At 68.7% G+C, this 26,665-nt stretch carries 30 protein-coding genes and 1 tRNA gene; 27 read left to right on the top strand and 4 right to left on the bottom strand.

All coding sequences use genetic code 11. The annotated features are described in order from the left end of the window. The 5 genes from VNE62_07160 to VNE62_07180 all read left to right on the top strand — a co-directional run. A partial coding sequence (locus tag VNE62_07160) for a M50 family metallopeptidase (protein ID HVE92063.1) occupies positions 1-693 on the top strand: 693 nt, incomplete at its 5' end. 95 nt (positions 694-788) lie between these two features. Then, a complete protein-coding gene (locus VNE62_07165) occupies positions 789-1,262 on the top strand; it encodes a hypothetical protein (GenBank protein ID HVE92064.1) in 474 nt (157 codons plus the stop codon). 54 nt (positions 1,263-1,316) lie between these two features. After that, the gene (gene ispG / locus VNE62_07170) at positions 1,317-2,492 is read left to right on the top strand and encodes a flavodoxin-dependent (E)-4-hydroxy-3-methylbut-2-enyl-diphosphate synthase (protein ID HVE92065.1); all 1,176 of its coding nucleotides are present in this window, start codon (positions 1,317-1,319) and stop codon (positions 2,490-2,492) included. A 40-nt stretch (positions 2,493-2,532) separates the two neighbouring features. Beyond that, on the top strand, positions 2,533-4,230 hold the full coding sequence (locus VNE62_07175) for a proline--tRNA ligase (protein ID HVE92066.1): 1,698 nt from the start codon (positions 2,533-2,535) through the stop codon (positions 4,228-4,230). 5 nt (positions 4,231-4,235) lie between these two features. Further along, entirely contained in the window at positions 4,236-4,724 is a 489-nt protein-coding gene (locus VNE62_07180) for a metallophosphoesterase family protein (protein ID HVE92067.1), read from the top strand. A 9-nt stretch (positions 4,725-4,733) separates the two neighbouring features. Here the strand turns inward: VNE62_07180 and VNE62_07185 are convergent, their stop codons facing one another. Then, positions 4,734-5,345 (bottom strand): GNAT family N-acetyltransferase, encoded by a 612-nt coding sequence (locus VNE62_07185; protein HVE92068.1) that lies wholly within the window; start codon positions 5,343-5,345, stop codon positions 4,734-4,736. Positions 5,346-5,470: 125 nt separating this feature from the next. After that, positions 5,471-5,542 (bottom strand) — tRNA-Thr (locus VNE62_07190). Between the two features lie 42 nt (positions 5,543-5,584). Here VNE62_07190 and trpS point away from each other — a divergent pair. The 15 genes from trpS to dapB all read left to right on the top strand — a co-directional run bounded on the left by trpS (position 5,585) and on the right by dapB (position 20,232). Next, positions 5,585-6,589: a tryptophan--tRNA ligase gene (gene trpS / locus VNE62_07195; protein ID HVE92069.1), complete on the top strand. Its 1,005-nt coding sequence runs from the start codon at positions 5,585-5,587 to the stop codon at positions 6,587-6,589. Beyond that, complete coding sequence (locus VNE62_07200) at positions 6,589-7,350, top strand: hypothetical protein (protein ID HVE92070.1); 762 nt, start codon at positions 6,589-6,591, stop codon at positions 7,348-7,350. The genes trpS and VNE62_07200 overlap by 1 nt, the downstream gene beginning before the upstream one ends. Positions 7,351-7,617: 267 nt before the next feature. Beyond that, a complete protein-coding gene (locus tag VNE62_07205; GenBank protein ID HVE92071.1) occupies positions 7,618-8,127 on the top strand; it encodes a hypothetical protein in 510 nt (169 codons plus the stop codon). A 3-nt stretch (positions 8,128-8,130) separates the two neighbouring features. Continuing rightward, complete coding sequence (gene nusA, locus VNE62_07210; protein HVE92072.1) at positions 8,131-9,474, top strand: transcription termination factor NusA; 1,344 nt, start codon at positions 8,131-8,133, stop codon at positions 9,472-9,474. Between the two features lie 17 nt (positions 9,475-9,491). Next, positions 9,492-9,743: a YlxR family protein gene (locus VNE62_07215; GenBank protein HVE92073.1), complete on the top strand. Its 252-nt coding sequence runs from the start codon at positions 9,492-9,494 to the stop codon at positions 9,741-9,743. A 10-nt stretch (positions 9,744-9,753) separates the two neighbouring features. Continuing rightward, positions 9,754-12,018 carry a translation initiation factor IF-2 gene (gene infB, locus VNE62_07220; GenBank protein HVE92074.1) on the top strand — a complete coding sequence of 755 codons (2,265 nt, stop codon included), beginning with the start codon at positions 9,754-9,756 and terminating at the stop codon, positions 12,016-12,018. Between the two features lie 2 nt (positions 12,019-12,020). Next, positions 12,021-12,317 carry a DUF503 domain-containing protein gene (locus tag VNE62_07225; GenBank protein ID HVE92075.1) on the top strand — a complete coding sequence of 99 codons (297 nt, stop codon included), beginning with the start codon at positions 12,021-12,023 and terminating at the stop codon, positions 12,315-12,317. A 12-nt stretch (positions 12,318-12,329) separates the two neighbouring features. Further along, on the top strand, positions 12,330-12,707 hold the full coding sequence (gene rbfA, locus VNE62_07230) for a 30S ribosome-binding factor RbfA (GenBank protein HVE92076.1): 378 nt from the start codon (positions 12,330-12,332) through the stop codon (positions 12,705-12,707). Then, entirely contained in the window at positions 12,676-13,677 is a 1,002-nt protein-coding gene (locus VNE62_07235) for a bifunctional oligoribonuclease/PAP phosphatase NrnA (GenBank protein ID HVE92077.1), read from the top strand. The genes rbfA and VNE62_07235 overlap by 32 nt, the downstream gene beginning before the upstream one ends. Then, the gene (gene truB, locus VNE62_07240) at positions 13,674-14,525 is read left to right on the top strand and encodes a tRNA pseudouridine(55) synthase TruB (protein ID HVE92078.1); all 852 of its coding nucleotides are present in this window, start codon (positions 13,674-13,676) and stop codon (positions 14,523-14,525) included. The genes VNE62_07235 and truB overlap by 4 nt, the downstream gene beginning before the upstream one ends. A gap of 2 nt (positions 14,526-14,527) precedes the next feature. Further along, entirely contained in the window at positions 14,528-15,478 is a 951-nt protein-coding gene (locus tag VNE62_07245) for a bifunctional riboflavin kinase/FAD synthetase (GenBank protein HVE92079.1), read from the top strand. A 74-nt stretch (positions 15,479-15,552) separates the two neighbouring features. Continuing rightward, entirely contained in the window at positions 15,553-15,831 is a 279-nt protein-coding gene (gene rpsO / locus VNE62_07250) for a 30S ribosomal protein S15 (protein ID HVE92080.1), read from the top strand. A 157-nt stretch (positions 15,832-15,988) separates the two neighbouring features. Next, positions 15,989-18,175 (top strand): polyribonucleotide nucleotidyltransferase, encoded by a 2,187-nt coding sequence (locus tag VNE62_07255; protein ID HVE92081.1) that lies wholly within the window; start codon positions 15,989-15,991, stop codon positions 18,173-18,175. A 3-nt stretch (positions 18,176-18,178) separates the two neighbouring features. Then, a complete protein-coding gene (locus VNE62_07260) occupies positions 18,179-19,450 on the top strand; it encodes a pitrilysin family protein (GenBank protein HVE92082.1) in 1,272 nt (423 codons plus the stop codon). After that, positions 19,450-20,232 (top strand): 4-hydroxy-tetrahydrodipicolinate reductase, encoded by a 783-nt coding sequence (dapB, locus tag VNE62_07265; protein ID HVE92083.1) that lies wholly within the window; start codon positions 19,450-19,452, stop codon positions 20,230-20,232. Before VNE62_07260 ends, dapB begins: the two co-directional genes overlap by 1 nt. On the opposite strand, the gene VNE62_07270 is transcribed toward dapB, so the two are convergent. Both VNE62_07270 and VNE62_07275 read right to left on the bottom strand, forming a co-directional pair. Continuing rightward, a complete protein-coding gene (locus tag VNE62_07270) occupies positions 20,229-21,011 on the bottom strand; it encodes a slipin family protein (protein HVE92084.1) in 783 nt (260 codons plus the stop codon). The two genes, dapB and VNE62_07270, sit on opposite strands and share 4 nt — an antisense overlap. Continuing rightward, complete coding sequence (locus tag VNE62_07275; GenBank protein HVE92085.1) at positions 21,012-21,548, bottom strand: NfeD family protein; 537 nt, start codon at positions 21,546-21,548, stop codon at positions 21,012-21,014. It abuts the gene before it with no gap. A gap of 45 nt (positions 21,549-21,593) precedes the next feature. Between VNE62_07275 and VNE62_07280 the strand changes: the two genes are divergently transcribed. The 7 genes from VNE62_07280 to VNE62_07310 all read left to right on the top strand — a co-directional run. After that, positions 21,594-22,541, top strand: a complete 948-nt coding sequence (locus tag VNE62_07280) for a CoA ester lyase (protein ID HVE92086.1) — start codon at positions 21,594-21,596, stop codon at positions 22,539-22,541. A gap of 2 nt (positions 22,542-22,543) precedes the next feature. Continuing rightward, positions 22,544-23,716, top strand: coding sequence for an acyl-CoA dehydrogenase family protein (locus VNE62_07285; GenBank protein HVE92087.1), 1,173 nt, complete (start codon positions 22,544-22,546; stop codon positions 23,714-23,716). A 17-nt stretch (positions 23,717-23,733) separates the two neighbouring features. Next, the gene (locus tag VNE62_07290; GenBank protein ID HVE92088.1) at positions 23,734-24,246 is read left to right on the top strand and encodes a MaoC family dehydratase; all 513 of its coding nucleotides are present in this window, start codon (positions 23,734-23,736) and stop codon (positions 24,244-24,246) included. Next, a complete protein-coding gene (locus tag VNE62_07295; GenBank protein ID HVE92089.1) occupies positions 24,243-24,698 on the top strand; it encodes a GNAT family N-acetyltransferase in 456 nt (151 codons plus the stop codon). The genes VNE62_07290 and VNE62_07295 overlap by 4 nt, the downstream gene beginning before the upstream one ends. 15 nt (positions 24,699-24,713) lie before the next feature. Next, entirely contained in the window at positions 24,714-25,223 is a 510-nt protein-coding gene (locus VNE62_07300) for a hypothetical protein (protein HVE92090.1), read from the top strand. A gap of 154 nt (positions 25,224-25,377) precedes the next feature. After that, complete coding sequence (gene dapA, locus VNE62_07305) at positions 25,378-26,259, top strand: 4-hydroxy-tetrahydrodipicolinate synthase (protein ID HVE92091.1); 882 nt, start codon at positions 25,378-25,380, stop codon at positions 26,257-26,259. Between the two features lie 56 nt (positions 26,260-26,315). After that, positions 26,316-26,665: hypothetical protein (locus tag VNE62_07310; GenBank protein ID HVE92092.1), on the top strand; the 350-nt coding region annotated here is incomplete at its 3' end.

Raw genomic sequence — 26,665 nt, forward strand, 5'->3', positions numbered from 1 at the left:
GGCCGAGGGTCCCCCGCGAGCGAATCGGGCCTGCGGCCTGGGGATCGGATAGTGGCCGTGGACGGGCGCAAGGTGTCCGAGTGGACTCAGGTGCGCAACCTCATTCGCGACAGCCCCGGACGGCAGATGCAGCTGACCCTCGCAAACCGGGCCGGCGACCGGCGGACGGTGGCCATCACGCCGCGTTCCCAGCAGGAGGACGGCGGCCGCCGGACCGTCGGCCTCATCGGCGTGAGCTCCAAGCTGGCTAACGTGAGGGTGAACCCGGCCGTGGCGGCCGGCAGGTCGGCGGTGGTGATCGGGCAGTTCATAGGCCGGTTTGTCACGTCCACGCCGAAGCTGTTCTCGGCCGAGACTCTGGGCCTGAGCAAGACCCCCGGCCGCGAGGACGAGCGGGCGCAGAGCGTGGTCGGAGCCGGCCGGGCGGCGGCCGACCTGGCCTCGAAGGGACAGGTCCTGCGTTTTCTGGAGTTCTTCGTCTACATCAACATGGCCATCGGACTGTTCAACCTCCTGCCCATCCCGCCGCTGGACGGCGGGCACCTGTTGCTCCTGGGTCTGGAGAAGGTGAGGCGCAAGCCGGTGGGGCAGACGACGATGGTGCGTGTGATGGCCGTGGGGTTTGCGCTCCTGCTCCTGCTGGGGATGTGGATCATCTTCCAGGACATCGTTTCGCCGGTCCCCCTCGAGTAGCCGTCGGACCCCCTTGGAGGCCCGGAGGCAGGAATCGGGCCGGGGGCGCCGAATCCATGGATGAGGACGCTCAACATCGAGGCAACGAGGGACCGGTGCGCAGGCTAGCGCTTTTCATCACACTCGCCGTGGCGTGGACTGTGCTGCCGTCGGCCGCCCAGGCCACCTTCGCCGACTGCCTGGGGCCCGATACGCACGGTCCGATCATGTACGACTTCACCCCCGGCCCGAATCCGGACCCGCTCGCACCCGGGACGCTCATCCAGATCACCGTCGACGACCGCCCCAGCCCCCAGCAGGACGGCTGGGCCAACTGGATCAACAACGTGAAGATGCGCATCGACGACCAGGATGCGGAAGACATGAAGCCGGAGAGCGGCCGGTTCACGCGGGTCAGGGACGTCTTCTACCGAGTGGTCCCGATAGCCGACATGGCCCCCGGCTTCCACACGCTCACCTTCACCGCGACCGACGATTGCAACAAGGAGGGCGTGGAGATCATCCGGGTGCTGCACCTGACCCCGGCCGCGACCGCTGTCTGCCAGGGCTTTCCCCCCTTCTGCCCCTAAGGGGCATTCTCGACAACTCCTGCACATCGCGGTGTTAGCTTTGGCACGACTCTGATGCCTCCCCTCCGGCGCCCCACCCGCAAGATCCGCGTCGGCTCGGTCGAGGTCGGCGGCGATGCTCCCGTCTCGATCCAGTCGATGACGACGACCCGCACCCCCGACCCCCGCGCGACCTTCGACCAGGTGCTGGCACTGTCCACGGCCGGCGCGGACATCGTGCGGGTCACGGTCCCGGACGAGGAGTCGGCGGACGGGCTGGCCCTGCTGCTGTGGCTGATGACATCGACGCCGCGTCCCGTCCCGATCATTGCGGACATCCACTTCCGCCACGACCTGGCGCTCAAGTGCATCGAGCTGGGCGTCGCCGGACTCAGGCTGAACCCGGGCAATATCAAGGACCCCGACAAGATTCGGCTGGTGGCGCGCGAGGCGGGTGCACGCGGGATTCCGATCCGGGTGGGCGCCAACGCCGGGTCGCTCCATACGTCCTTTCTGGAAGCACACGGCGGGCCCACACCGGAGGCGCTGGTCGCCTCCGCCATGTGGGAGGTCGCCCTTCTGGAGGAGGAGGGCTTCCACGACATCAAGATCTCCGTGAAGCACTCCAACCCCTGGGAGATGGTGAGGTCCTACCGCCTGCTCGCGGATACGACGGACTACCCGCTTCACCTGGGGGTCACGGAGGCCGGGACGGCCTTTGCCGGCAGCATGAAGTCCGCGGTCGGCATCGGCACGCTGCTGGCCGAGGGGATAGGGGACACGATCCGCGTCTCGCTCGCGGCCGACCCGGTGGAGGAGGTCCGGACCGGGAAGGCGATCCTGTCGGCGCTCGGCCTCCGAAGGTCCGGGGCGGACATAGTCGCCTGTCCGACCTGCGGGCGGGTCGAGGGCGACGTCATCACGATCGCCGAGCAGGTTGAGGACGCACTGAAGGACGTCAAGGCGCCGATACAGGTCGCCATCATGGGGTGCCTGGTCAACGGGCCCGGTGAGGCGCGGGAGGCCGACGTCGGGCTGGCGCTGTCCAAGCACGGCGGGACCCTTTTCAGCAAGGGTGAGAGGCTGCGCGAGGTGGGTCCCGACGTCATGGTCCAGGCTTTGCTGGACGAAGCGATGCGGCTCGCCGCGGGCATGGGCGAAGGAGAGCCCGTGGTGCTCACCGCCGCGGCCGCCAAGGCACCGGAGCCACCGGCCAACGGCCGCAGGCGCCTGCCCTTGAGCCGCTCCTAGCCGCGGAAGCGGTCGTCCGGACGCGGGTACAGTCATGGGCATGCGCGCCCAGGACCGGTTCGGCCAGACGCTTCGGGAGGCGCCCGCGGAGGCGGAGATCCCGTCCCACAGGCTGCTGTTGCGCGGAGCGTTCCTGAGACGCACCGCTTCCGGCGTCTACTCGTGGCTGCCGCTGGGACTGCGCGTGCTCCGGCGCGTCGAGCAGGTCGTGCGTGAGGAGATGGACGCCCAGGGTGCCACCGAACTGCTGATGCCCGCGCTGCTTCCGATGGACCTCCTGGAACGCAGCGGACGAGTCCCGGGCTTCTACCTGGAGCTGTACACGCTCAAGGACTCGGCCGACCGCGAGTGGTACCTGGGGCCGACGCACGAAGAGGTCATCTGCACCCTGGCCTCCACCGAGCTGCCGTCCTACAAGGACCTGCCGAGCGTGCCGTACCAGATCCAGTGGAAGTACAGGTACGCGCCGCGCCCCCGCGGGGGGCTTCTGCGCGGACGGGAGTTTTTGATGAAGGACGCCTACTCCTTCGACGCCGACGAGGCGGGCCTCATGGCGTCCTACGACAAGATGGTCGCCGCCTACGAGGCGGTGTTCTCGCGGTGCGGCCTGTCCACGAAGATGATCGAGGCACAGGCGGGCCTGATCGGCGGCACCGTGAACCACGAGTTCGTGCAGCCTGCCGACGCCGGCGAGGACACGTTCGTGAGCTGTGACGGATGTGGCTACGCCGCCAACACCGAAGCGGCCGCGTCCGTTCCGGCCGGGAGCTACGCCTCGGGCGACCCGGAGCAGGTCGTGAAGGTGCATACGCCCGGCCTGGTCACGGTGGATGAGGTGGCGGCGTTCCTGAAGGTCGCGCCGCGCGCGCTCGCAAAGGCCCTGCTGTACAAGTCCGGTGACGGCATCGTCTGCGCGCTGATCCCCGGTGACCGCGAACTCAACGAGTACAAGCTGTCCAAGGCGGCCGGGGGTGAGGTCCGGATGCTGGCCGACCACGCGTTCGCCCCGGCCGGGCTGGTGAAGGGCTTTGCCGGCCCCGTCGGGCTGTCCGGCGTCCGGCTGATCGCGGACAGGTCGCTGCGGGAAGCGACGAACCTGGTGACGGGGGCCAACGAGCCCGACCACCACCTGACCGGCGTGAGCGCCGGGCGCGACTTCACTCCGGACGCATGGGAGGACCTGCTGTCCGCGCAGGAGGGTGACCGCTGCGAGCGGTGTGGGGGCGGCCTGTCGCTGAAGCGCGGCATCGAGGTCGGACACGTGTTCCAGCTCGGGACGAAGTACTCGGCCCCCATGGGAGCCGAGTACACCGACGAGTCGGGGGCCCGGCGCCCCTTCGTGATGGGCTGCTACGGCTTGGGCGTCTCCCGGACGGTCGCCGCGATCGTGGAGGCGCACAACGACGACCGCGGGATCATGTGGCCGCGAGCGGTGGCACCTTTTGAGGTCGCGGTGCTGTCCATAGCCAACGACGCCGCCGCCGCGGGCGCGGCCGCGGACTTGGCGGGCGCGCTGGAGGCCAGGGGAGTCTCCGTGCTGCTGGACGACAGGGCAGGCGTGTCGGCCGGGGTGAAGTTCGCCGACGCCGACCTCATCGGCTACCCGCTGCAGGTGGTGGTGGGACGGACCTTTCGTTCCTCCGGACGGCTGGAGGCCAAGGTCCGCGCAACGGGCGAGCGCACGGAGGTGGACGCCACCCCCGACGAGGTCCTTCGCGTGCTCGGCACCTGTCCCTGACCCGGGTGCTCGTCGGTCTCGTCTCGGACACCCACGTCCCCTACAGGGCCAAGTCCATGCCGCTGGCGGCCTGGCGGGTACTGGCCGGGTGCGACCTGCTGCTTCACGCGGGCGACGTCTGCGACCCGCAGCTTCTGGATGAGATGGCGCAGCTGGCGCCGGTGCACGCAGTGGTGGGCAACGTGGACGGGCCCGACCTGCGCGCCTGGGGGGCCGGCGACGAGCTGACGCTTGAGGTCGCGGGCGTGATCGTGTCGATGTTGCACGATTCCGGCGCTGCGCAGGGGCGGGAACAGCGGATGCGCAAACGATTTCCGGGATCGCGGGTGGTGATCTTCGGACACTCGCACCTTCCGCTGGTGGAGCAGCACGACGACCTGCTGCTGATCAACCCCGGCAGCCCGACCGACAGGCGCCGTGCGCCCACGTTCACCGTCGGGCTGCTGCGCGTCGAAGCAAGGGAGGTCAATGCCGAGCTGGTCCACCTGTCCTGATATCGGGCTCTAGCGGTCCGGGCTCCCGCGCCGCTTCAGACTCGCGGCCCGGGAGGCAATCTCGTTGGACAGCTTCGCCACCACGCTCAGGGTCCTGAACACAGGAGAGCCGTCCGAAATCGGCACCGTCACCTGGACGACGCCGTCGCTTGCCGCCGTCACGTCGAGCGACTCGCTTCCGCGCAGGAGGTCCAGCATCCGGTCGTTGTCCGCCAGGATCTCACCCGCCAGCCGCTCGATGCCCCGCCCCCTGGCCACCTCCAGCAGCCGCTCCAGCAGCGCTCTGCCGATGCCATGGCCCTGGTGGTCGTCGCGAACCACGACGGCGGCCTCGGCGGTGCCGGGGCCGACGAGGTCGAACCGCCCGACCCCCAGGATCTCGTCCCCCTGCACCGCCACGATCGCGAAGCGGCTGGAGAAGTCCACCTCCGCCAGGTACCGCGCCTCCTCCGGGGACAGCTCAGGCTTGGGTCCGAAGAACCGGAAGTAGCGGCTCTCCGGCGACAGCCTCTGGTGGAACTCGATCAGGCCGGGCGCGTCCTCGGGCCGGATCGCGCGCAGGACCACCTGCCGCCCGTCGCGCAGGGTGATCGTCTCCCGGATGAGCCGGCTGGCCCTCACCGCGCCTCCCGATGCCGTGGACGTCGATTCTAGGGGCCATCCGGCAGCGCCCCGTCGCCGGACGCCGCCTACACTCGGACGTGATCGTCGAGGTGCGGGACGGTCGGCGCCATGAGGGCCGAACGAGCTGGCGCGGGGACTTGAACCCCGGACCCCCTCCTTACCATGGAGGTGCTCTACCACTGAGCTACGCCAGCTTGGTGTGAATCTCACTGTAACGTCCGGGAACTTGGGGGGCCATGGCCAGGAAGATCGCGCTCACCGGCATCCAGCCGTCCGGGACTCCGCATCTCGGCAACTACCTCGGGATGTACCGCCCGGCCCTCGAGCTGGCGGCCGACTACGACGCCTACTACTTCATCGCCGACTATCACGCGCTCACCACCGTCCGCGACGGTGAATCGCTGACGCGGAACACCTACGAGGTCGCGGCGATCTGGCTCGCACTGGGGCTGGACCCCCACAAGGCGACGCTCTACCGCCAGTCCGATGTCCCGGAGGTGTTCGAGCTTGCCTGGGCCCTCGGCTGCGTCACGCCGAAGGGACTGTTGAACCGCGCCCACGCGTACAAGGCCGCGCTCGACGCGAACGCCGCCGCCGGACGCAGTCCCGACGACGGGGTGAGCATGGGCTTGTACAACTACCCGCTGCTGATGGCCGCCGACATCCTGATCTGCGGCGCCCATGTCGTCCCTGTGGGATCCGACCAGAGGCAGCACGTCGAGATGACCGACGACATCGCGTCGTGGTTCAACAACGCCTACGGCCCGATCCTCACGCCGCCGGAGGCGATCGTCCGCGACGAGGTCGCCCTGATCCCCGGGCTCGACGGCCGCAAGATGAGCAAAAGCTACGGCAACGTGATCCCGATCTTCGCGCCCCCCAAAGAGCAGCGGAAGCTCGTGATGCGCATCGTCACCGATTCAAGGCCCCCGGAGGAGCCGAAGGATCCAGCCCAGGACAACCTGTTCAACATCTTCAAGCACTTCGCCGCACCCGGCGAGGTCGCCGAAGTCCGGGCCCGCTACGAAAGCGGCGGCATCGGATACGGCGAGGTGAAGTCCCGGCTGGCGGAGTTGCTCGAGGAGTCGTTCGGCCCGGCAAGAGAGCGCTACGACGCGCTCCTGTCCAACACGCCGCATCTGGACGAGGCCCTGGCAGGGGGAGCCGATCGGGTCCGGGCGGTCGCGCGACCCCTGCTGCAACGGGTTCGGGACGCGGTTGGGACGGGAGCCCGGCTCTGATGAAGCCTGCGGCCGGCCGTCCTTGGGTGGTCTGCCTGTGCGGCTCGACCCGTCTCAAGGCCGACTTCCTCAAGGCTCAGCAGGCTGAGGCTCTCGCGGGTCATGTGGTCCTCGCCCCCGGCGTGTACTCCCATGCCGATGGCATCGCCCTGAGCGACCAGGACATCAGTCGCCAGGCGGCGCTTCATCGCCACAAGATCGCCATGGCCGACGAGATAGCCGTGGTCGCTCCAGGCGGGGCCATCGGTGAGGCTACGGCGGCCGAGATCGCACTGGCCCGGCAACTGGGCAAGCCTGTGCGGTTTTTGGAGGCGTCGCTGCAGGTTCCGGTAGACCCGGTAGACGCTCTTCTGGAGTCGCATGCCGCTCAGCGACTCGTGACGAACGCCGTCCCCACGGTGGATGTGCCCGAGGACGTGAAGCAACTTCGGTGCGCCCTGATCGAGGAGGAGGCGGCAGAGTTCCGTGCCGCGGTCGAGGCAGACGACCTGATCGGCATCGCCGACGCGATCGGCGACCTGCTCTACGTCGTCTACGGCGCCGCCCTGACGTTCGGCATTCCGGTTCGGCAGGTTTTTGCCGAGGTTCACCGTTCGAACATGACCAAGCTCGACGCCGACGGAAACCCGATCTACCGGTCGGACGGCAAAGTCATGAAGGGCCCTGCCTTTTCGCCGCCGGATCTGTCGCCGATCCTGCGAGCCGCGGGCTACAGGGCTCCGGGCCAGGAAAACGAACCGGTGCTCACCCCCGACGGCTGAAGCACCTCACCTCGGCTTCGGGTGGTATTCGGGCTCCCAGCCCCCTCCCCATCGTGGTCCGCAACCGGCTCACGCTGGCCCACGACCAGCGAAAACACCCTTTGACGTGCGAAAACGCGTCATCGACCAGTTGCGCCGACGCAGCAGCGGGAGTAGTCTGGACGTCGCGCGCGCCGCCGGATGTCGTGGCGCGACGGGCAGCAGTCTAACGAGTGGGCTTGGGGCCCACTTCTTTTTTGCCGACGACAGGGAGCGCGGGTGGGGGCGATGACCGGCACCAGACCGCGACGCGACACCTCCGCACCGTCCGCCGGCCGCAGGCCGGGTCCGGTGCTGGCGGCGGTCCGCCCCATCGCCGAGTCGATCGCCGGCGAGCTCGGCCTGGTGCTGTGGGACGTGGAGTTCCGCCGGGAGGCCGGCCGGGACCTGCTGCGGGTGGCGCTGGACCGCACCGGCCGCATCGACGACGCGGGACTTTCCTCTTTCGCAGAGGCGTTCTCGCGGGCCCTGGACGAGTCCGACCCCGTCCCCGGCAGCGGCAGGTACCTGCTGGAGGTCACCTCCCCCGGAGCCGAGCGGCCCCTCAGGGATGCCGAGCAGTTCCGCGTGTGCGAGGGCCGGCCCGTGCGGGTGACGTTCAAGGATGGGCGTCCGCCGCTGGAGGGGACGATCGGCCCCGTGGACGAGCAGGGGGCCGTGGTCTTGTCGGGCACGGAATCGGTGCGGGTGGCGTTTGAAGAGATGTCCCAGGCACGACTGCGAATTCCGGGAGCGTAAGAGATGGCCAAGAAGAGAAAAGATGACGGACGCAACCTCGAGCTGATCGACGCGCTCGCGGTGCTCGAGCGCGACAAGGGGATCCCAGCCGAAAGCATCTGGCACGCCCTTGAGGACGCCCTCGGCGCCGCGTACCCAAAGACCCCCGGCGTAACCGCCACTCACGCCCGCATCGAGATGGACCGCAGCTCGGCTCAGATCAAGGTCTGGGAGCAGGAGGTCGACGAGGAGACCGGCGAGATCGTGTCTGAGAACTTCGTCGAGACGCCTGCGGCTCTGGGCCGGATCGCCGCGCAGACCGCCAAGCAGGTCATAACGCAGCGCCTGCGGGAGGCCGAGCGGGAGATCACCTTCGAGGAGTACGAGGGCCGCGAGGGCGACATCATCATGGGCACCGTCGAGCAGCACGATCCCAGGGCCACGGTCCTGAGCCTGGGCAAGGCAGATGCGCTCATGCCGCAGGGCGAGCAGGTGCCGAGGGAGCGCTACGAGGTCGGGGACAGGGTCCGGGGCTACATCTGCGAGGTTCGCAGGACGCTCAAGGGTCCCACCATCATCGTGTCCCGCACGCACCCGGGACTTGTTCGCAAGCTGTTCGAGATGGAGGTCCCCGAGATTCAGGACGGGCTCGTCGAGATCCGCGCCATCGCGCGGGAGGCCGGGCACCGCACGAAGATCGCCGTGGCTTCCAACGATCTGAACATCGACCCCGTGGGAGCCTGCGTCGGCCCCAAGGGGGCCCGGGTGAGGGCGGTCCAGAACGAGTTGCGCGGCGAAAAGATCGACATCGTGCCGTGGCGCGATGATCCGGCCAAGCTCGTGGCGGAGGCTCTCCAGCCCGCGCGGGTGCGCGACGTGGTCGTGGACGAGGCGAACAAGACGGCTGTCGTCGTCGTGCCCGACAACCAGCTGTCGCTTGCGATCGGCAAGGAAGGGCAGAACGCCCGCCTGGCCGCCAGGCTGACCGGCTGGAGGATCGACATCAAGTCCGAAAGCCAGTACTCGGCCGGCCCTGCCCAGCCCGACCGGGGCCTATTCGAGCCGGTCGTGCCGGAGTCGCGCCGCAGGGGGATCCGTTCCGATTCAACCGCCGGCGAGCAGCAGGCGGAGGCCACCGACGCAGCGCCCGGCTCAGCCGCACCGGAGTCCGACACTACGCCTGAGTCAGAGGCAACTGCGCCTGAGCCCGAGGCAACTGCGCCGGAGGCGAGCAGCCCCGGCACCCCCGCACAGGATGCGCAGGAGCCCGAGCCGCCCGCTGCGGACGCGGGCGAGACCGGCGGTTCGGAGGTCCCGGCGGCCGACGGCGCGCCGCGGGAATCGGCGGACGGGGGAGTCCGGCCGTAATCGCCGGGGGTTTCCCCATCCGGACCTGCACCGGGTGCCGGAAGCGGTCCGGAAAGGACGAGTTGCTTCGTCTGGTCCGGACCCCCGGGGGGTCGGTGGCCTGGGATCCGAGCGGCAAATCTCCCGGACGGGGCGCGTACCTGTGCGCTGACGTGGCATGCTTCACGGAGAGCATTCGCCGGGGCAGGCTGTCGCGGGCCCTCCGCGCGGCGATTCGTCCCGAGATAGCACTCCTGCTCGAAGAAGGTCACCCCGCAGCGAAGCATTGAGAGGAGCACGTTGAGCAAGCGCCGCGTTTACGAACTGGCCAAGGAGCTTGGGGTTCCGTCCAAGGAGCTCGTCGAGCGCCTGAAGAGCATGGGCGTGGACGTGAAGTCGCACTCGTCCACGGTGGACGACGACGTCGCGTCGCGACTCGCCGCCCCGTCCGGCAACGGCGGCTCTCCCGCCCCCGCAGCCAAGGCGGCGGACACAAAGCCCGCCCCCGCAGCCAAGGCGGCGGACGCCAAGCGGCCAGCCCCCGCAGCCAAGCCTGAGCCGAAGCCGGCGCCGCGCGCCGCCCAGCCCAAGCGGGCCGAGTCCAAGCCGGCACAGCCCGACCCGAAACCCGTCCCGAAGCCCGTCCAGCCGGCTCCGGCCAAGTCGCCGGCGGCCTCCGCGCGGCCCGCTGGGACCCAGGCTCCCACCCGTCCCGCCCCGGGACCGGCTCCCGGGGGACCTCAGGCGCCGCCCAGACCCGCCGCCGGACGTCCCGCATCGGCCCCCAAACCCGATCCCGCCCCCGCTGTGCCTGCGCCTGCCCCGGTCGCCGCCAAAGTTCACGTCCACAGGGGCGTGACGGTAAAGGAGTTCGCCGACAAGGTCGGCAAGTCGGGCATCGACATCATCAAGGCGCTGATGCGCCACGGCGCGATGAAGAGCATCACGCAGTCCATGGCCGACGAGGAGATCCTCGTGGTGTCGGAGGACCTGGGGGTTGCCGTCGAGATAGTCGACGCCGAGGTCGAGGAGCGGCTGGACCAGGAGTCCGAGCCGGAGCCCAGCGAGGCCGCCACGGCCCCCCGGCCCCCCGTGGTGACGGTGATGGGCCACGTCGACCACGGCAAGACCACGGTGCTGGACCGCATACGCGAGGCCAACGTGGTCGCCGGTGAGCACGGGGGCATCACGCAGCACATCGGCGCCTACCAGGTCGTCAAGGACAACCAGGCGATCACGTTCCTGGACACCCCGGGACACGAGGCTTTCACCCACATGCGGGCGCGCGGGGCGCAGGTCACCGACATTGCCGTCCTGGTGGTCGCGGCCGACGACGGCGTGATGCCGCAGACGCTCGAGGCGATTGACCACGCGCGCGCGGCCCACGTTCCGATCATCGTGGCGGTGAACAAGATCGACAAGGAGGAGTCCGATCCCACCCGGGTGCGGACCGAGCTCTCCGAACGGGGGCTGCAGCCCCAGGAGTGGGGCGGCGACGCCCTGTTCGTCGACCTGTCCGCCAAGACGGGCCAGAACCTCGAGGACCTGCTGACGGGCATCGTGCTGGTCGCCGACGACCTGGACCTGAAGGCCGTGGACGCAGGCCCCGCCAGGGGGGTGGTGCTGGAGGCGAACCTGGACAAGGGGCGCGGTCCGGTCGCTACGGTCCTGGTGCAGAGGGGCCGGCTGCGCGTCGGCGACCTGCTGATTGCGGGCACGGCATGGGGCAAGGTCCGGGCGATGCTGGACGAATACGGCCAGACCGTCGCCGAGGCTTCCCCTTCGCGGCCGGTGCTCGTGCTCGGCTGGAGCGATGTTCCCGAGGCGGGCGACGAGGTGCGCACCGTCGCCGACGAGCGCAAGGCGCGGCAACTCGCCCAGGAACGCGACGCGTCGCGGCGGGCGGCGGAGAACGTCCGCAAGCCGAGGGTGAGCCTCGAGAAGCTGCTGGCCAAGGTCGACGAGCTCAACCTGATCCTCAAGGCCGACGTGCAGGGGTCCCTCGAGGCGATCTCCGACAAGCTCACGAAGCTGGACATGGGAGAGGTGCGGATCAACGTCATCCATCGGTCCGTGGGCGGGATCACCGAAAGCGACGTGTCTCTGGCCCAGGCATCCGACGCCGTCATCGTGGGATTCAACGTCCGTCCGGACGTCAAGTCCCGCCGTATGGCTGAGACCGAGGGTGTCGAGATTCGGACTTACCGCGTGATCTACGAGCTGCTCGAGGAAATGGAGCAGGCCCTGAAGGGGATGCTCGCGCCCGAGTTCAAGGAGCGCGTTCTCGGCACGGCCGAGGTACGGGAGACCTTCAAGATCCCGCGCGGCGTGATCGCGGGGTGCTACGTCACCTCCGGAGAGATCGTCCGCAACGCGCAGGCTCGGCTGCTTCGCCAGGGCACCGTCGTCTACGAAGGCCGGATCGGGTCGCTGCGCCGGTTCAAGGACGACGTGCGCACGGTCGCGCAGAACTTCGAGTGCGGGATCGGCCTGGAGAACTTCACCGACGTCAAGGTCGGTGACGTGATCGAGGCGTTCGAGATCCAGGAGATCGCCAGGACCTGATCGTGTACGTCGGGATCGGCAGGCTCGAGCTGCGGGTCCCGGCCTCCGGTTCCCTGAAGTCCAAGAGGCATGTGGTCAAGGGCCTGATCGGAGGCCTGCAGTCGAAGTTCAAGGTGGCCGCCGCCGAGGTCGACCACCAGGACCTATGGCAGCGGACGACGCTCGGGATCAGCTGTGTGTCCGGGACGGCTTTCCAGGTTCGCAAGGTGCTCCACGAGATCGAGCGATGGGTTTCAACGGACGACCGGGTTGAGATTCTCGACCACTTCACGCAAGTGGTCGGCCCGGACGACGACTGAAGGCGGGATGTCATGACGAGGCGGACGCAGCGGGTCGGCGAGACCATGCGGGAGGTGATCAGCGAGCTGATCCAACGAAGCGTCAAGGACCCGCGGATCGGCTTCGTCACCATCACCGCGGTCCGCGTGACCCCGGACCTGTCCAAGGCGCACGTGTACTACAGCGTCCTTGACCCGGAGGAGCGCGACGACACCCAGCGGGGACTCGAAAGCGCTGCCCCCTTTCTTCGCAGTGAGTCCGGGCGCCAGCTGCGGCTGAAGACGATCCCCCAGCTTTTGTTCCACCTCGATGACGCGGCCGACCAAGGGGCGCGAGTCGACCGGCTGCTTGACGAGATACACCTGGCGGAGAATCGAGATGGTGAAAGCCCCGGCTCTCCCTCCGCGTAGCGCGGAGGTCGAGGCGGGGCTGGACGAAGCAGCCGCGGCCGTCAGGGGAGCGGGCCAGCTGCTCGCCGTCTGTCACGTCAGTCCCGACGGCGACGCCCTGGGTTCCATCCTCGGGCTCGCCAACGCGCTGGGCCCGCACACGAAGATCGCCGTGGGCTGGGGCGAGGACCGGCCCGAGGTCGCGCGGCAATACCGCTTTCTCCCGGGCTGGGAGCTGATCGCACCCCCGGACCGTCTCCCCGACTGTGACGTGGTACTGGCTCTGGACTGTGCGAGCGCAGACCGGCTGGGGACGCTGCAGGAGCGGGTGCTCAAGGCCCCCGTCGTCGTCAACCTGGACCACCACGTGTCCAACACGCGCTTCGGGACGATCAACGTCGTGGACGACCGTGCCGCGTCCACGTGCGAGCTGGTGCTGGACCTCCTCGTGCGGCTCGGGGCCGATATCACCCTCGAGGTCGCGACCTGCCTGTACACCGGCCTGGTCACGGACACCGGCCGGTTCTCCTACGCAAGTGTCACGCCAAGGACCCACGAGGTCGCCGCGGCCCTGGTCTCCCGGGGGGTTCAGGTCGACATCATCGCGCGCACCGTGTTCGAGTCCCTTCCCTACGGCTACCTGAAGCTCCTCGGGTGCGTGCTCGAGCGCTGCCGCCTTCTCGAGGATCCCGCGGTGGTGGTGTCCTACGTCAGTCAGGAGGACCTGTCGCGCTGGACGGTTTCGATGGAGGAGACCGAGGAGCTGATCAACTCGCTGCGCTCGGTCCGGGAGTCCGATGTCGCCGCGATCCTCAAAGAGCAGCCGGGGGGCTCGTGGAAGGGGTCCCTGCGCTCAAAGGGTGCGACCGACGTCAGCGAGGTCGCCGCAAGCTTCGGTGGAGGCGGACACCGACTCGCCGCGGGCTTCACGTCCGAGTACGGGCTGGAGGAGACGATCTCGCGGCTTCACGAGGTCCTGCGCCTGCGGTGACCGGGTTCGTGCTGGTGGACAAGCCGTCGGGGCCCACGTCCCACGACGTGGTCGCGATGATCCGGCGGGCGCTGGGCGTCCGCAGGGTCGGCCACGCCGGGACCCTCGACCCCCCCGCGACCGGACTGGTGGTGGTGGGAGTGGGGCCGGCGACACGGCTGCTGCGGTTCGTTCAGCGCCGTACGAAGTCCTATGCCACGCGCGGCCGGCTGGGCGTCCGGACGTCCACCGCCGACGCGGCCGGAGAGGTCCTTTCCTCGCTGCCGGTGGACGTGAGCGAAGACCAGCTGAGGGCGGTCCTGCCGTCGCTGACCGGCGAGATCCTGCAGGTACCCCCGGCGGTCTCGGCCGTGAAGGTGGCAGGAGTCCGCTCCTACAAGCGGGCCGCACGGGGCGAGGCAGTGGAGCTCGCCGCGCGGCCGGTCAAGGTCCACGAGCTGCAGCTGCTGGCGTTCGAGCCGCCCGACTTCGAGCTGGAGGTCGTCTGCTCGTCGGGGACCTATGTCCGCAGCATCGTCTCGGACATCGGTGAACGGCTCGGCTGCGGCGCCCACGTGGCAGAGCTCAGGAGGACCGCGATCGGCGATTTGCGCGTCGAAGACGCCGTCGCTCCCGCAGACGCGGGACCGCAGCACGTAAGGCCGGTCAGGCAGGTCCTGACGGACCTGCCCGTCGTCGAGCTGGACCGGGCCGCAGCTGTCCGGGCGTGGGCCGGGCAGCGGCTGCCCGAGGCGGCTCCGGACGGAGAGGTGCTGGCCTGCTGTGACTCGGACACCGTTGGCGTGTTCGAGTCGCGTGAGGGGGTCCTTCACCCGGTGACCGTCCTGCCGCGTCCGGAGGAGTCCTGAGCATGCAAATCCTTCGGGGTGCGGGGGCACTGGCGGGAGCCGGACCGGCGGTGGCCACCATCGGCAAGTTCGTCGTGGTGCACCGGGGCCACCGGCAGCTGCTGGACCTCGTGAAGGCGGAGGCCTCAAAGCTGGGGGCGTTGTCCGCCGTGGTGACTTTCGACCGCCACCCCCTGGAGATCCTCGCCCCGGATGCGGTTCCGTGCGAGCTAGCGACCCTGGACCAGCGGCTGGAGCAGTTCCATGAGGCCGGCGTGGACGTGGTCTCGGTGCTTGAGTTCACACCGGAGCTCGCGTCACTGGAGCCCGAGGAGTTCGTCCGGCGCGTCCTGGTGGACGGGCTGTCGGCGCGTCTGGTCGTGGTCGGGACGGACTTCCGGTTCGGACGCAGGCGCGCGGGCGACATCGAGGTCCTGACGCGGCTGGGCTCCCGGATGGGGTTCGAGGTCCGGGCGCTGGACCTCCTCCGCCATTCGGGGGCCGAGATATCCGCAACCACCATCCGCGACTGCGTCCTGCACGGCGACGTCGCAGAGGCGGCGCGCCTGATGGGCCGGACCTACAGGCTGGCGGGGGGGGTGGTCGCCGGACGCGGCGCGGGAAGCGGGCTCGGCTTCCCGACGGCGAACCTGCGGGCTTCGCCCCGGGCTTGCATGCCGGGATCCGGGATCTACGCAGCGCGGTTTCTCGAGTCGGAGCGTGCCCTGCCGGGGGTCGCCTATGTCGGGACGGACCCGACTCTGGCCCCCAGAAGCACACCGGGGGCCGAGATACACCTGTTCGACTTTAAAGGCGACCTGTACGGCCGTCGCGGCGAGATCGAATTCGTCCAGCGCCTGCGCGGCGACCGCCGCTTCGAGTCCCAGCGGGCCCTGCTCGACCAGATGGCACTGGACTGCGAACAGGCCAGGCTGGTGCTGTCGGCCTCAGTGGGCGGTGACCCCGGCCCCTGAGGCGCGACCGGGGTGCCGAGGCGCAGCGGCGTCTGTGGCATACTGAAAGCCCGCATCCGAGGAGATACTCCGCCTTGTCCAAAGGACTCGAAAAAGACGAAAAGCAGAGCCTGATCGGCGATTACCGTATCCACGAGACGGACTCGGGGTCGCCCGAGGTCCAGATCGCGATGCTGACCAGGCGCATCACCCTTTTGACCGAGCACGTGAAGGTCCACCGCAAGGACTTCCACACCACGCTCGGCCTGCGCAAGCTCGTATCCAAGCAGAGGCGTCTTCTCGGCTACCTCAAGCGGGAAGACTTCGATCGCTACAAAGCAGTGACCGACCGCTTGAACATCAAGCGGCGGTGAACCCGGCGGGGAGCCTGAGAGCAGGCTCCCCGTTTTCAGTGGAGGAGGCGGGCGCGCTCAGTTGTCAGTCGAGATCCCTGCAGGCAGCTGCAGGGCTCCCGACTGAGAGCTGGCCGCGCGCTTCCTCCCCGTCAAACGAGGAGGTAGTCGCATACCCATGGACGTCAAGCGCGTAGAGCAGCAGCTGGGCTCCACCACCATCAGCCTGGAGACGGGCAAGCTCGCCAAGCAGGCCGACGGCGCGGTGGTCTTCTCCATCGGAGAGACTCAGGCCCTCGTAACCGCCGTCGCATCGGCGACCCTGCGTGAGGGAGTCGACTTCTTCCCTCTCACCGTGGACATCGAGGAGCGGATGTACGCGGTCAACAAGATCCCGGGCAGCTTCTTCCGGCGTGAAGGGCGCGCCGGGGAGAAGGGGATCCTCACCGCAAGGCTGACGGACCGCCCGCTGCGTCCGGCGTTCCCGGACTGGTTCCGCCACGACGTCCACATCGTGGCGATGATCATGCAGGTGGACGGCGTCAACCAGTGGGACGTCCACTGCATCACCGCGGCTTCCGCGGCCCTGCTGATCGGCGGAGTCCCGTTCGCGGGTCCGATCGCCGGGGTTCGCGTGGCCCAGATCCGCGGCAGGTGGGTCGTCAACCCCACCTTCGAGGAGATCGACAACGCCACCATCGAACTCGTGGTGGCCGGGCGCGTCGGCGACAACGGGGGTGTGGACGTCCTGATGGTGGAGGCGGGCGCATTCGAGCACACGCTCCCGCTGCTCCAGGACGGCGCCCCCGCTCCTACCGAGGAGGTCCTCGCCGAGGGGCTGAAGGCCGCCGAGGAGCCGATTCGCCAGCTGTGCCGCGCGCAGCAGGAGCTGGCTGCGCAGTGCGAGATTCCGGAGCGGACCTGGATCCAGGCCACCGACTACGGCGACGACGTGCTCGCGCGCGTGACCCAGGTGGCCGAGTCGCGGCTGCGGGAGGCTCTGGTCATCTCCGGCAAGGCGGCCCGCAATGACGCGGTGGCCGCCGTGAAGCAGGGCGTCCGTGACGAGCTGGCCGGCGAGTTCGCCGACCGCGACGCCGAGGTGAAAAACGCGCTGCGGTCTATGGAGAAAAGGATCCTGCGCAGGCGCATCGTGGAGGAAGGGGTCCGCGTGGACGGGCGGCGTCCCGACCAGATCCGTCCGCTTTCCACCGAGGTCGGAGTGCTGTCCCGCGCCCACGGCACGGGGCTGTTCCAGCGCGGAGAGACGCAGGCGATGTCGGTTGTCACCCTGGCCATGCCGCGCATGGAGCAGATGATCGACCAGATCTGGCCCGACGAGACCAAGCGCTACATGCACCACTACAACTTCCCACCGTTCTCGGTAGGTGAGGCCCGGTTTATGCGGGGTCCCGGCCGCCGCGAGATCGGCCACGGCGCGCTGGCCGAAAAGGCCGTGATCCCGGTGGTCCCGTCGGTCGACGACTTCCCGTACGCGCTTCGCGTGGTGTCCGAGATCCTCGAGTCCAACGGCTCCACTTCCATGGCCGCGACCTGCGCCTCGACATTGGCGCTCATGGACGCCGGCGTCCCGCTGCGCGGGATGGTCGGCGGGATCGCCATGGGACTGGTGGTCGAGGACGGCAAGTACGTGACTTTGACCGACATCCTGGGGGCCGAGGACAACTACGGCGATATGGACTTCAAGGTCGCCGGCACCGACGACTTCGTCACCGCGCTTCAGCTGGACACCAAGACGACCGGGATTCCCATCGACGTCCTCGGCCAGGCGCTGCAGCAGGCCAAGCAGGCGCGGCTGGAGATCCTCGCGGCGATGAGGCAGGCGATCACGGAGCCGCGGGCCGAGATGTCGCCGTACGCGCCGCGCATCATCGTCCAGGTGATCCCGCCGGACAAGATCGGTGAGGTTATCGGGCCCAAGGGCAAGATGATCAACTCGATCGTGGAACGCACCGGTGCGCAGATCGACATCGGGGACGACGGCCGGGTGTTCGTCGCCGGCGACGCAGAGGGAGTCGAGAAGGCGCTGCAGATGATCCGCGACATCGCCGTTCCTCGCCAGATGCACGTGGGCGAGGAGTTCGAGGGCACCGTCGTCAACATCCGCGAGTTCGGCGCGTTCGTGAACGTGGCCCCCGGCAAGGACGGGCTGGTCCACATCTCCAAGCTCGGCGGCGGCAAGCGGGTGGGCAAGGTCGAGGACATCGTCAGCGTCGGCGACAGCCTGCGCGTGCGAATCTCGGAGATCCGTCCGGACGGCAAGCTGTCGCTCGTCCCCGTGGGGGCCGAGGGCGATGATGGCGACGGGGCCGAGGGCAGTAACGGCTCCGATCAGTCCGTCTAGCCGGTGGAGGCGTTCGAGCAGTCACGGCCTCGTCCGGGCGTTCGCCTCGTCACCGAACGGATGCCGCACGTCCTGTCGGCGTCGGTCGGGCTCTGGGTGGACCTCGGCGCCCGTGATGAGCCGCCGGGGCTCGCGGGGGCTTCGCACCTGCTCGAGCACCTGCTGTTCAAGGGGACGCCCACCAGGTCGGCGCGGCAGGTAGCCGACTGCTTCGACGCCGTCGGGGGCGAGATCAACGCCTTCTCCGCCCGCGAGTACACGTGCTACTACGCACGGGTGCTGTCGGCCGACGTCCCGATGGCGGTCGAGACGATGCTGGACATGTTCTCGTCGGCTCTGCTGCGGGCAGAGGATGTGGAGTCGGAGCGGCGGGTGGTGGTGGAGGAGATCCACATGACCCACGACACCCCCGACGACCTGGTGCACGACATGTTCCTGGAGCAGCTGTGGCCGGGGCACGCTCTCGGCCGCCCCATTATCGGGACGCTTCAGAGCATCGAGTCGATGCGCCGCGACGACCTCTCCGCGTTTTATCGCGACGGTTACGTGCCGGCCCGGCTGGTGGTCGCGGCCGCGGGAGACGTCGAGCACGAGGCGCTGGGCAAGCTCGTCGCGTCGTCACTTGAAGGCCCGGCCGGGACGGCCGGACGTAGCGAACAGCCCGCGCCGGGGGCCACTGGTCCGGTGGCCGCGTACGAGAGCCGCGACACCGAGCAGGTACACCTGGTGTGGGGGTGTCCGACGCAGTCGCGGTCGCATCCAGATCGCTACGCGCTGTCCGTGCTCAACACCCTGTACGGCGGTGGGATGTCTTCGCGGCTGTTCCAGTCGATTCGGGAGGAGCGTGGCCTGGCCTACGCGGTCTACTCGGGCTACCAGCTGTACCTGGAGACGGGGGTGTTCTCCGTGTACGCCGGCACCCAGCGCGAGAGCGCGCAGGAAGTGCTCGCGATCGCCCGCGGAGAGGCGGCGGCGCTCGCGTCCGGGGGGGCCACGTCCGACGAGGTCGAGAGAGCCAAGGGGCACGTTCGCGGCTCGATAGCCCTGTCGATGGACGACCCGGGCGGCCGGATGTCGCGCATCGGCAAGGCAGAGCTCGTCCACGGCAGGGTGGAGACCGTCGATGACGTCCTCGATCGTGTCGAGGCCGTCTCAGTCGACGACGTGTCGCGGGTGGCCGCGGAGCTGTTCGGCGGTCCCGGCTTCGCTCTGGCCAGTGTCGGTCCGGTTGACCAGGGCGCGCTGGACGACAAGGTGGAGCCGCTGACGCGATGATCCGCGTGGGGGTGCTCGGGGCTGCCGGGAAGATGGGTCGGACGGCTTGCGAGGCCGTCTCCGGCGAGCAGGACATGTGCCTGGCGGCCGCCGTCGATCCTTCGTTCGGCGACATCGTGATCCAGGACGTCACCTGCACCGGTGACATGGGCTGCCTGGTGGAGGCCGACGTCGAGGTGGCGGTGGACTTCACCCGTCCCGACACGGTCATGGACAACATCCGCTACTGCGTGGACCACGCGGTTCACGTGGTGGTCGGCACCACCGGCCTCGGCCCCCGCGAGCTCGACGAGATCAGGTCGCTCGTGGAGGGCCACCACTCCAACGTTTTCGTCGCCCCGAACTTCTCGATCGGTGCGGTCCTGATGATGCACTTCGCCAAGCAGGCCGCCGCCCACCTCGGCTCGTGCGAGATCGTGGAGCTGCATCACAACCAGAAGCTCGACGCTCCCTCCGGGACGGCTTGGAAGACCGCCCAGGACATCGCCGCGGTCTGGTCGGCCAAGGGCCGCCCCTCCGGGGGAGAGCCGGCACCCGGCGAGCAGGAGAAGCTGCCCGGCTCCCGCGGCGCCGACGTAGACGGTGTGCGTGTGCACTCCGTCCGGCTGGCGGGGCTCGTGGCGCATCAGGAGGTCGTGTTCGGCGGTCCCGGCCAGATGCTGACTCTTCGCCACGACTCACTGGACCGGTGGTCGTTCATGCCGGGGGTGGTCCTGGCGGTGCGTTCGGTGGCCTCCTGCCCCGGGCTGACCGTCGGGCTCGAAAGCCTCCTGGACCTCTAGTCTTTCGGCGGTCCCTTTGGGGGCCGGTCGCCGCTCAGCTGTCTGGTCACGGCGTGCGCCAGGTGGATGAACTCCATCGGCAGGGGGAAGATCAGCGTGGAGTTCTTCTCCGTCGACACCTCGGCCATCGTCGACAGCGTCCTCAGCTGCATTGCGGCCGGGTGCTTTTCGAACTCCAGGGCCGCCCGGCCCAGAGTCTCAGCCGCCTCGAGCTCGCCCATGGCGTGGATGACCTTCGCGCGCCGCTCGCGCTCGGCCTCCGCCTGGCGGGCCATCGCCCGCCGCATCCCCTCCGGCAGCTCCACGTCCTTGACCTCCACCAGCGTCACCTTGACTCCCCACGGGTCGGTCAGCTGGTCGATCACCTGCTGCAGGCGCACGTTGACGTCGTCGCGGTTGATGAGCAGGTCATCCAGGGCCGACTGCCCGATGATGCTGCGAAGGGTCGTCTGCACCACCTGCGAGGTCCCGTACATGAAATTCTGGATCGCCACCACGGCCTTCACGGGGTCCATGACGTGGAAGTAGGTCACGGCGTTCACCCGCACGGTCACGTTGTCGCGCGTGATGCACTCCTGGGGAGGGACGTCCATCGTGATCGTCTGGAGGTTCACCTTCACCATCCGGTCCAGAACCGGGATGATCAGGAACAGTCCGGGCCCTTTGGCGCCCACGATGCGCCCGATACGGAAGATCACCCCGCGCTCGTACTCCTGCACGATGCGGGCGGACGCAGCCAGCAGGGCGATCAGCAGCACGGCAGCCAGCAGAAACCCCATCTACGCCTCCTGATTCACCTGGTCCACGACGAGCTCCAGCCCGTCGATGCCTTTCACCCGGACGGCTTCTCCGGCTCGCAGCGCATGCTCAGACTTCACGCTCCACCACGCACCGGCGGCGAAGATCCGTCCTCGACGGCCGTTGGCCTCCCGTAGTTCCGTCGTCAGTCCCAGCAGTCCGTCGACCCCGGTGATCGGCGCCTGTCGCCTTGCGCGCAGTGCCAGCCGGCCCCCCAGCAGCGCCAGGGCCGCAACCACGACCGCTCCGGGGACCACCAGCCACAGCACCGCCGAGTCGAAAAGAACCGCCACCGCGGCCACCAGCAGGGCCAGCGCGATGACGGTGAGCACGCCCGCGCTGGGGATGAAGATCTCGGCCAGGAAGACGGCGCCCGCCAGCACCAGCAGGATCGTTCCCAGCCGCTCTTCCACCGCAGCTCCTCCGGTTGGATGTGTTCCCATGTATACGCCGTCCAGTCGGGTGCTGGTGCAGGTGCGTCCGGCGAACAGGTCCCTGCGGGAGCGACCCGTGGCCACGGGCTACGATGGGACCTCCACTACCTCGGGAGGTCGGTCAGCGAGATGGCATACACGACTGCCGGCGACGTCCGGCTCCGCGCCCGCAGGTCTTGCCTGTCGGTGCCGGCGTCCAGCCCCAAGATGCTGTCCAAGGCGCCGGGGCTGCCGGCCGACGAGGTGTTCATGGACCTCGAGGACTCCGTCGCCCCCGGCGAGAAGGAGGCCGCGAGGGCCAATGTCGTCACCGCGCTGGAGGAAAACGACTGGTCCGGCAAGACGGTGGTCCTGCGCATCAACGGTGTGTACACCCGCTGGTGTTACAGGGACATCATCGATATCGTCCGTCCCGCCGGGCGGAACCTGGATTGCATCATGATCCCCAAGGTCCAGTACGCCTCCGACGTGACGTTCGTCGCCGACCTTCTGCGCATGATCGAGGAGGAGGAGGGCCTCGACCGGCGCATCGGCATCGAGGCGCAGATCGAAAACGCTCCGGGACTGACGAACATCGACGCGATCGCCGCGGCCTCCGACCGGCTGGAGACTTTGATCTTCGGTCCCGGTGACATGGCCGCCGCCATGGGCATGCCCCACTCGACCGTCGGCGAGCTGGTGTCGGACTACCCGGGCGACCTGTGGCACTGGATCCTGATGAGGATCCTGGTGGCCGCCCGGAACAACAACCTGCAGGCGATCGACGGACCGTACGCGAAGGTCCGCGACCTCGACGGTTTCCGCGAGGTGGCCTCACGCAGCAGAGCGCTGGGCTACGACGGCAAGTGGGCCCTTCACCCGGGACAGATCGATGTCCTTAACGACGTGTTCACGCCCTCGCAGCAGGAGTACGACCGCGCCGAGGACATCCTCGAGGCCTACCAGAAGGCCACGGAGGAGGACCGCCGGGGAGCCGTCATGTTCGGCGAGGAGATGATCGACGAGGCCTCCCGGAAGATGGCCGCGGTACACGCCGCTCGCGGCAGGGCGGCAGGGCTGTCCAGGACCGGATCCTGAGGGTGCTGGACTCGCTGACGGACGTCCAAAAGGAGATCATCCGGACGGTCCGGGAGTTCGTCGACCGCGATGTGATCCCCGTCGCCAACGACATGGAGCACCGCGACGAGTACCCGGAGAAGATCGTCGAGCAGATGAAGGAGATGGGGCTGTTCGGCCTCAAGATTCCGGAGCAGTACGGCGGGATCGGCGAGTCGCTCACGACCTACGCGCTGGTGGTGGTCGAGCTCGCCCGGGGGTGGATGTCCCTGTCGGGGATCCTCAACACCCACTTCATGACGGCCTGGAAGCTGGAGAACTTCGGGACCGAGGAGCAGAAGCAGCGGTTTTTGCCGCGCATGGTGACCGGGGAGGTCCGGGCTGCGTTGTCCATGTCCGAGCCTGAGGCTGGGTCGGACGTGCAGTCCATCTCCTGCCGAGCGGTGTCCGACGGCGACCACTACCGGGTCACCGGCAACAAGATGTGGGTCACCAACGGACTGCGCGCCGGCATCGTGACCCTCCTTTGCAAGACAGACCCGGAGACCCAGCCTCCGTCCAAGGGCATGTCGATGCTGCTGGTCGAAAAGGAGCCGGGCGTCAACGAGATGCCCGGGCTCACGGTCGGTCCCGACATCGAGAAGCTCGGCTACAAGGGTGTGGAGACCGTCGAGCTGATCTTCGACGGCTTCCGTGTACCCAAGGCCAACCTGCTCGGCGGCGAGGAGGGACGAGGGTTTTACCAGGTGATGGCCGGCATCGAGGTCGGCCGCGTGAACATCGCGGCCCGGGCCGTGGGGGTTGCAACGCGCGCCTTCGAGGAGGCCATCCGCTACGCCCAGGAACGCCGGGCCTTCGGCAAGCCGATCGCGCAGCACCAGGCGATCCAGTTCAAGCTGGCGGACATGGCCACCAAGATCGAGGCGGCCAGGCTGCTGATGCTAAACGCCGCCCAGCGCAAGGACCGTGGGCAGCGCACGGACCTTGAGGCCGGAATGGCCAAGCTGTTCGCGTCCGAGGCGTGCTTTGAGGTTGCGACGGAGGCGCTGCGCATCCACGGCGGCTACGGGTATTCCAAGGAGTTCGTGGTCGAGCGTCTCTACCGGGACGCTCCGCTGCTATTGATCGGTGAGGGCACTTCGGAGATCCAGAAAAGGATCATCGGACGCCAGCTCCTGGAGCGCTACAAGATCTAGGCCGGAGGGAGCCAGGCATGTCGCAGGAATTTCCGTTCGGACGGTGCCTGGAGGACTTCAACGTCGGCGACGTCTACCGTCACTGGCCCGGCAAGACCGTCACCGAGTACGACGACCACCTGTTTTGCATGATCACGATGAACCACCACCCGTTGCACACCAACGCCCACTTCGCCGAGAACGCGACCCAGTTCAAGCGAAACGTCGTCGTCGGCAACCTCGTGTACTCCCTGGCCCTGGGGATGAGCGTCCGAGACGTCTCCGGCTCCGCGATCGCCAACCTGGAGGTCGAGAACCTGCGCCACCCGGCCCCCGTCTTCCACGGGGACACGATCTACGCCGAGACCGAAGTGCTCGAGGTGACGCCTTCGAAGTCCCGCGACGACAGGGGAGTGGTACGGGTCCGGACTCTGGCCTACAACCAGGACGGCACCGTCGTCTGCGAGTTCGTGCGCAAGGTGATGATCCCGAAGCGCGCGGCGCTGGAGTCCCCGCAGCCGGCCCGTCCAGAGCCGAAGCGTCAGGCGTGACCGTGGTCGTGCGTCCCGCGGGCGCTGATGACCTCCCGGGCGTCCTTCGGCTTCTGGCCGACCTTCCGGTAACCACCGGCGAGGGCGACAGCTTCGAGGTGGACGAGCAGCGGGCAGAGGTTGTCTGGGAGCGGGTGCTTTCGCAGGAGGGAAGGACCGTTCTCGTAGCTATGGACGGCCTCGCCATCGTGGGGGCGGCCGACCTGCTCGTGGTGCAGAACCTGACCCACGACCTGGCCCCGTGGGCCATCATCGAAAACGTCGCGGTGGCGCCTTCCGACCGGCGCAAGGGGGTAGGGCGCGCGCTCGTGGACGAAGCGGTGGGCATCGCACGCGACGCGGGGTGCTACAAGGTCCAGCTGCTGTCGTTCAAGGACCGTCTGGAGGCCCACGAGTTTTACCGGTCGCTTGGGTTCGAGGACCTGGCGGTGGGGTTCCGGATCTACTTCTGAGGGTATCTACCTGACGTGAAACGGGTCCTGTGCCTGCTCGGCGTGGTGGCCGCGCTGGCTGTGTCCTGCAAGGATCCGCCCCGGTACGGCAATGGCGACGGCCCGAGCCTGCGACCGGGTGCGTCGGGATACGGGTTCGAAACGCCGTCCCCGTCCCCATCGGTCGCCGCGCCCGGCGCGTCGACTAATCCGAAGGTGCCGGCTCCCACGGCGCGTCCGACGCCGGCTCCCACGCCCACGCCCCCGGCACCGACCTTCCTCGACATCGAGCTTGTCGCCGACAGCCCGTACTACAAGCCCGGCAACGAGATCACCCTGCCGCTCAGCCACACGCTTCGGGTGACCAACCGCGACCAGACGGCCGAACGTCCCTGCAGGACGTTCGCCGACTCCCGCCGATCCTTCAGCTCCCCCTGCCTGAAGCCCGGTGAGTCGTGGTCGCGCCTCTTCCTGGCCCCCGTCAGCTACCAGATCGCGGACCCGGGCCTGCCGTTCGCTCCTGCCCGTCTGGACGTCGTCCGCTAGGGCACCCCCGGTTCAGGTTGGGCAAGTTCCTGTTGTTGCATGTGTGGCTGGTGTTACATTCGGGCCGTCCGCAAGGCCCGCGCTAGACTCGACCCCCGCCGGGGGCCGGTCCGGACCCGCAGCGGCGGTGAAGCGAGCCTGCGAGGAGGACGGCATGAGTCGATTCGGCCGAGTGGTCACGGCGATGGTCACGCCTTTCCGCGACGACCTGTCCCTGAACGTCGACGAGGCGCAGCGGCTGGCGCGGCACCTCGTCGACTCCGGTTCCGACGGCCTGGTCGTCGCCGGGTCCACGGGTGAGGGGCCCACGCTGACCCACGAGGAGAAGGTGACCCTGTTCCGGGCCGTGGCCGACGCCGTGTCGGGCGACGCCAAGGTCATATGCGGGACCGGCACGTACTCCACCGCGGACACCGTCGAGCTCACGGTCCAGGCCGCCAAGACCGGCGCGGACGGAGTGCTCGTCGTCACGCCCTACTACAACAAGCCGCCCCAGCACGCCCTCCTGGAGCACTTCCGCACCGTCGCCGACGCCTCGGACCTGCCCGTGATGCTCTACGACATCCCGGGCCGGACGGCGCTGAAGATCGAGGTCGAGACCCTGCTCAAAGCGGCCGAACACCCGCGGATCCAGGCGGTGAAGCAGGCCACGGACGACCTCACCTCGCTGGCCCGGCTGATGGCTGCCGTCCCGGACGGCTTTGAGCTGTACTCCGGACAGGACGACTGGACCCTGGCCCTGCAGGCGTGGGGCGCCTGTGGCGTGGTCAGCGTCGCCTCGCACGTCGTGGCGCGGAAGATCGGCGAGCAGCTGGACGCCTTTGACCGGGGCGACGTCGAGTCGGCCCGGCGGGCGCAGGCTTCTTACGTCCCGCTGGTGCAGGCGCTTTTCTGCACGACGAACCCCATCCCCGTGAAGGCGGCGATGAACCTGCTTGGTTTCAAGGCGGGGCCCCCGCGGCCCCCGCTCGGTGAAGCGCGGCCGGAGGAGGTCGCACAGGTCAGGTCGGCGCTACAGGCGGCCGGCGCGCTCTAGCCCGTCGGCAGACGGGCTTCCTCGGGCACGCCGGCGCTAGAAAGGAGCCACCAGGCGTGCTCGGACTGCTCGGCACGACGAAAAAGAAGAAGCGCAAGGGGAAGTCCCCGGCGCGAAGGCGTCCGTCCGGACGCGGTCCCACCGGGGCGCCCAGGGCCAAGCCGGGCTCCCGTCCGCCGGCGTGGAAGGCGCATGGTCCGGACGCCCTCGGACTCGCGGTGCTGTTCGGCGCGATCCTCATGGCACTGTCGCTGGCGGACTCCGCCGGCCCCGTGGGGCGGGGCATCGACTGGGTGCTTCGGGGAGCGTTCGGGGACGTGGCGGTCTTCGTCCCGCTGGGGACGCTTCTCGTGTCGCTGGCGGCTTTCATCAGGCGCGAAGAGGCCGGAAGGATCCTGGTCGGGAC

It is taken from the genome of Actinomycetota bacterium, from assembly GCA_035536535.1.
GTDB lineage: Bacteria > Actinomycetota > JAICYB01 > JAICYB01 > JAICYB01 > DATLNZ01.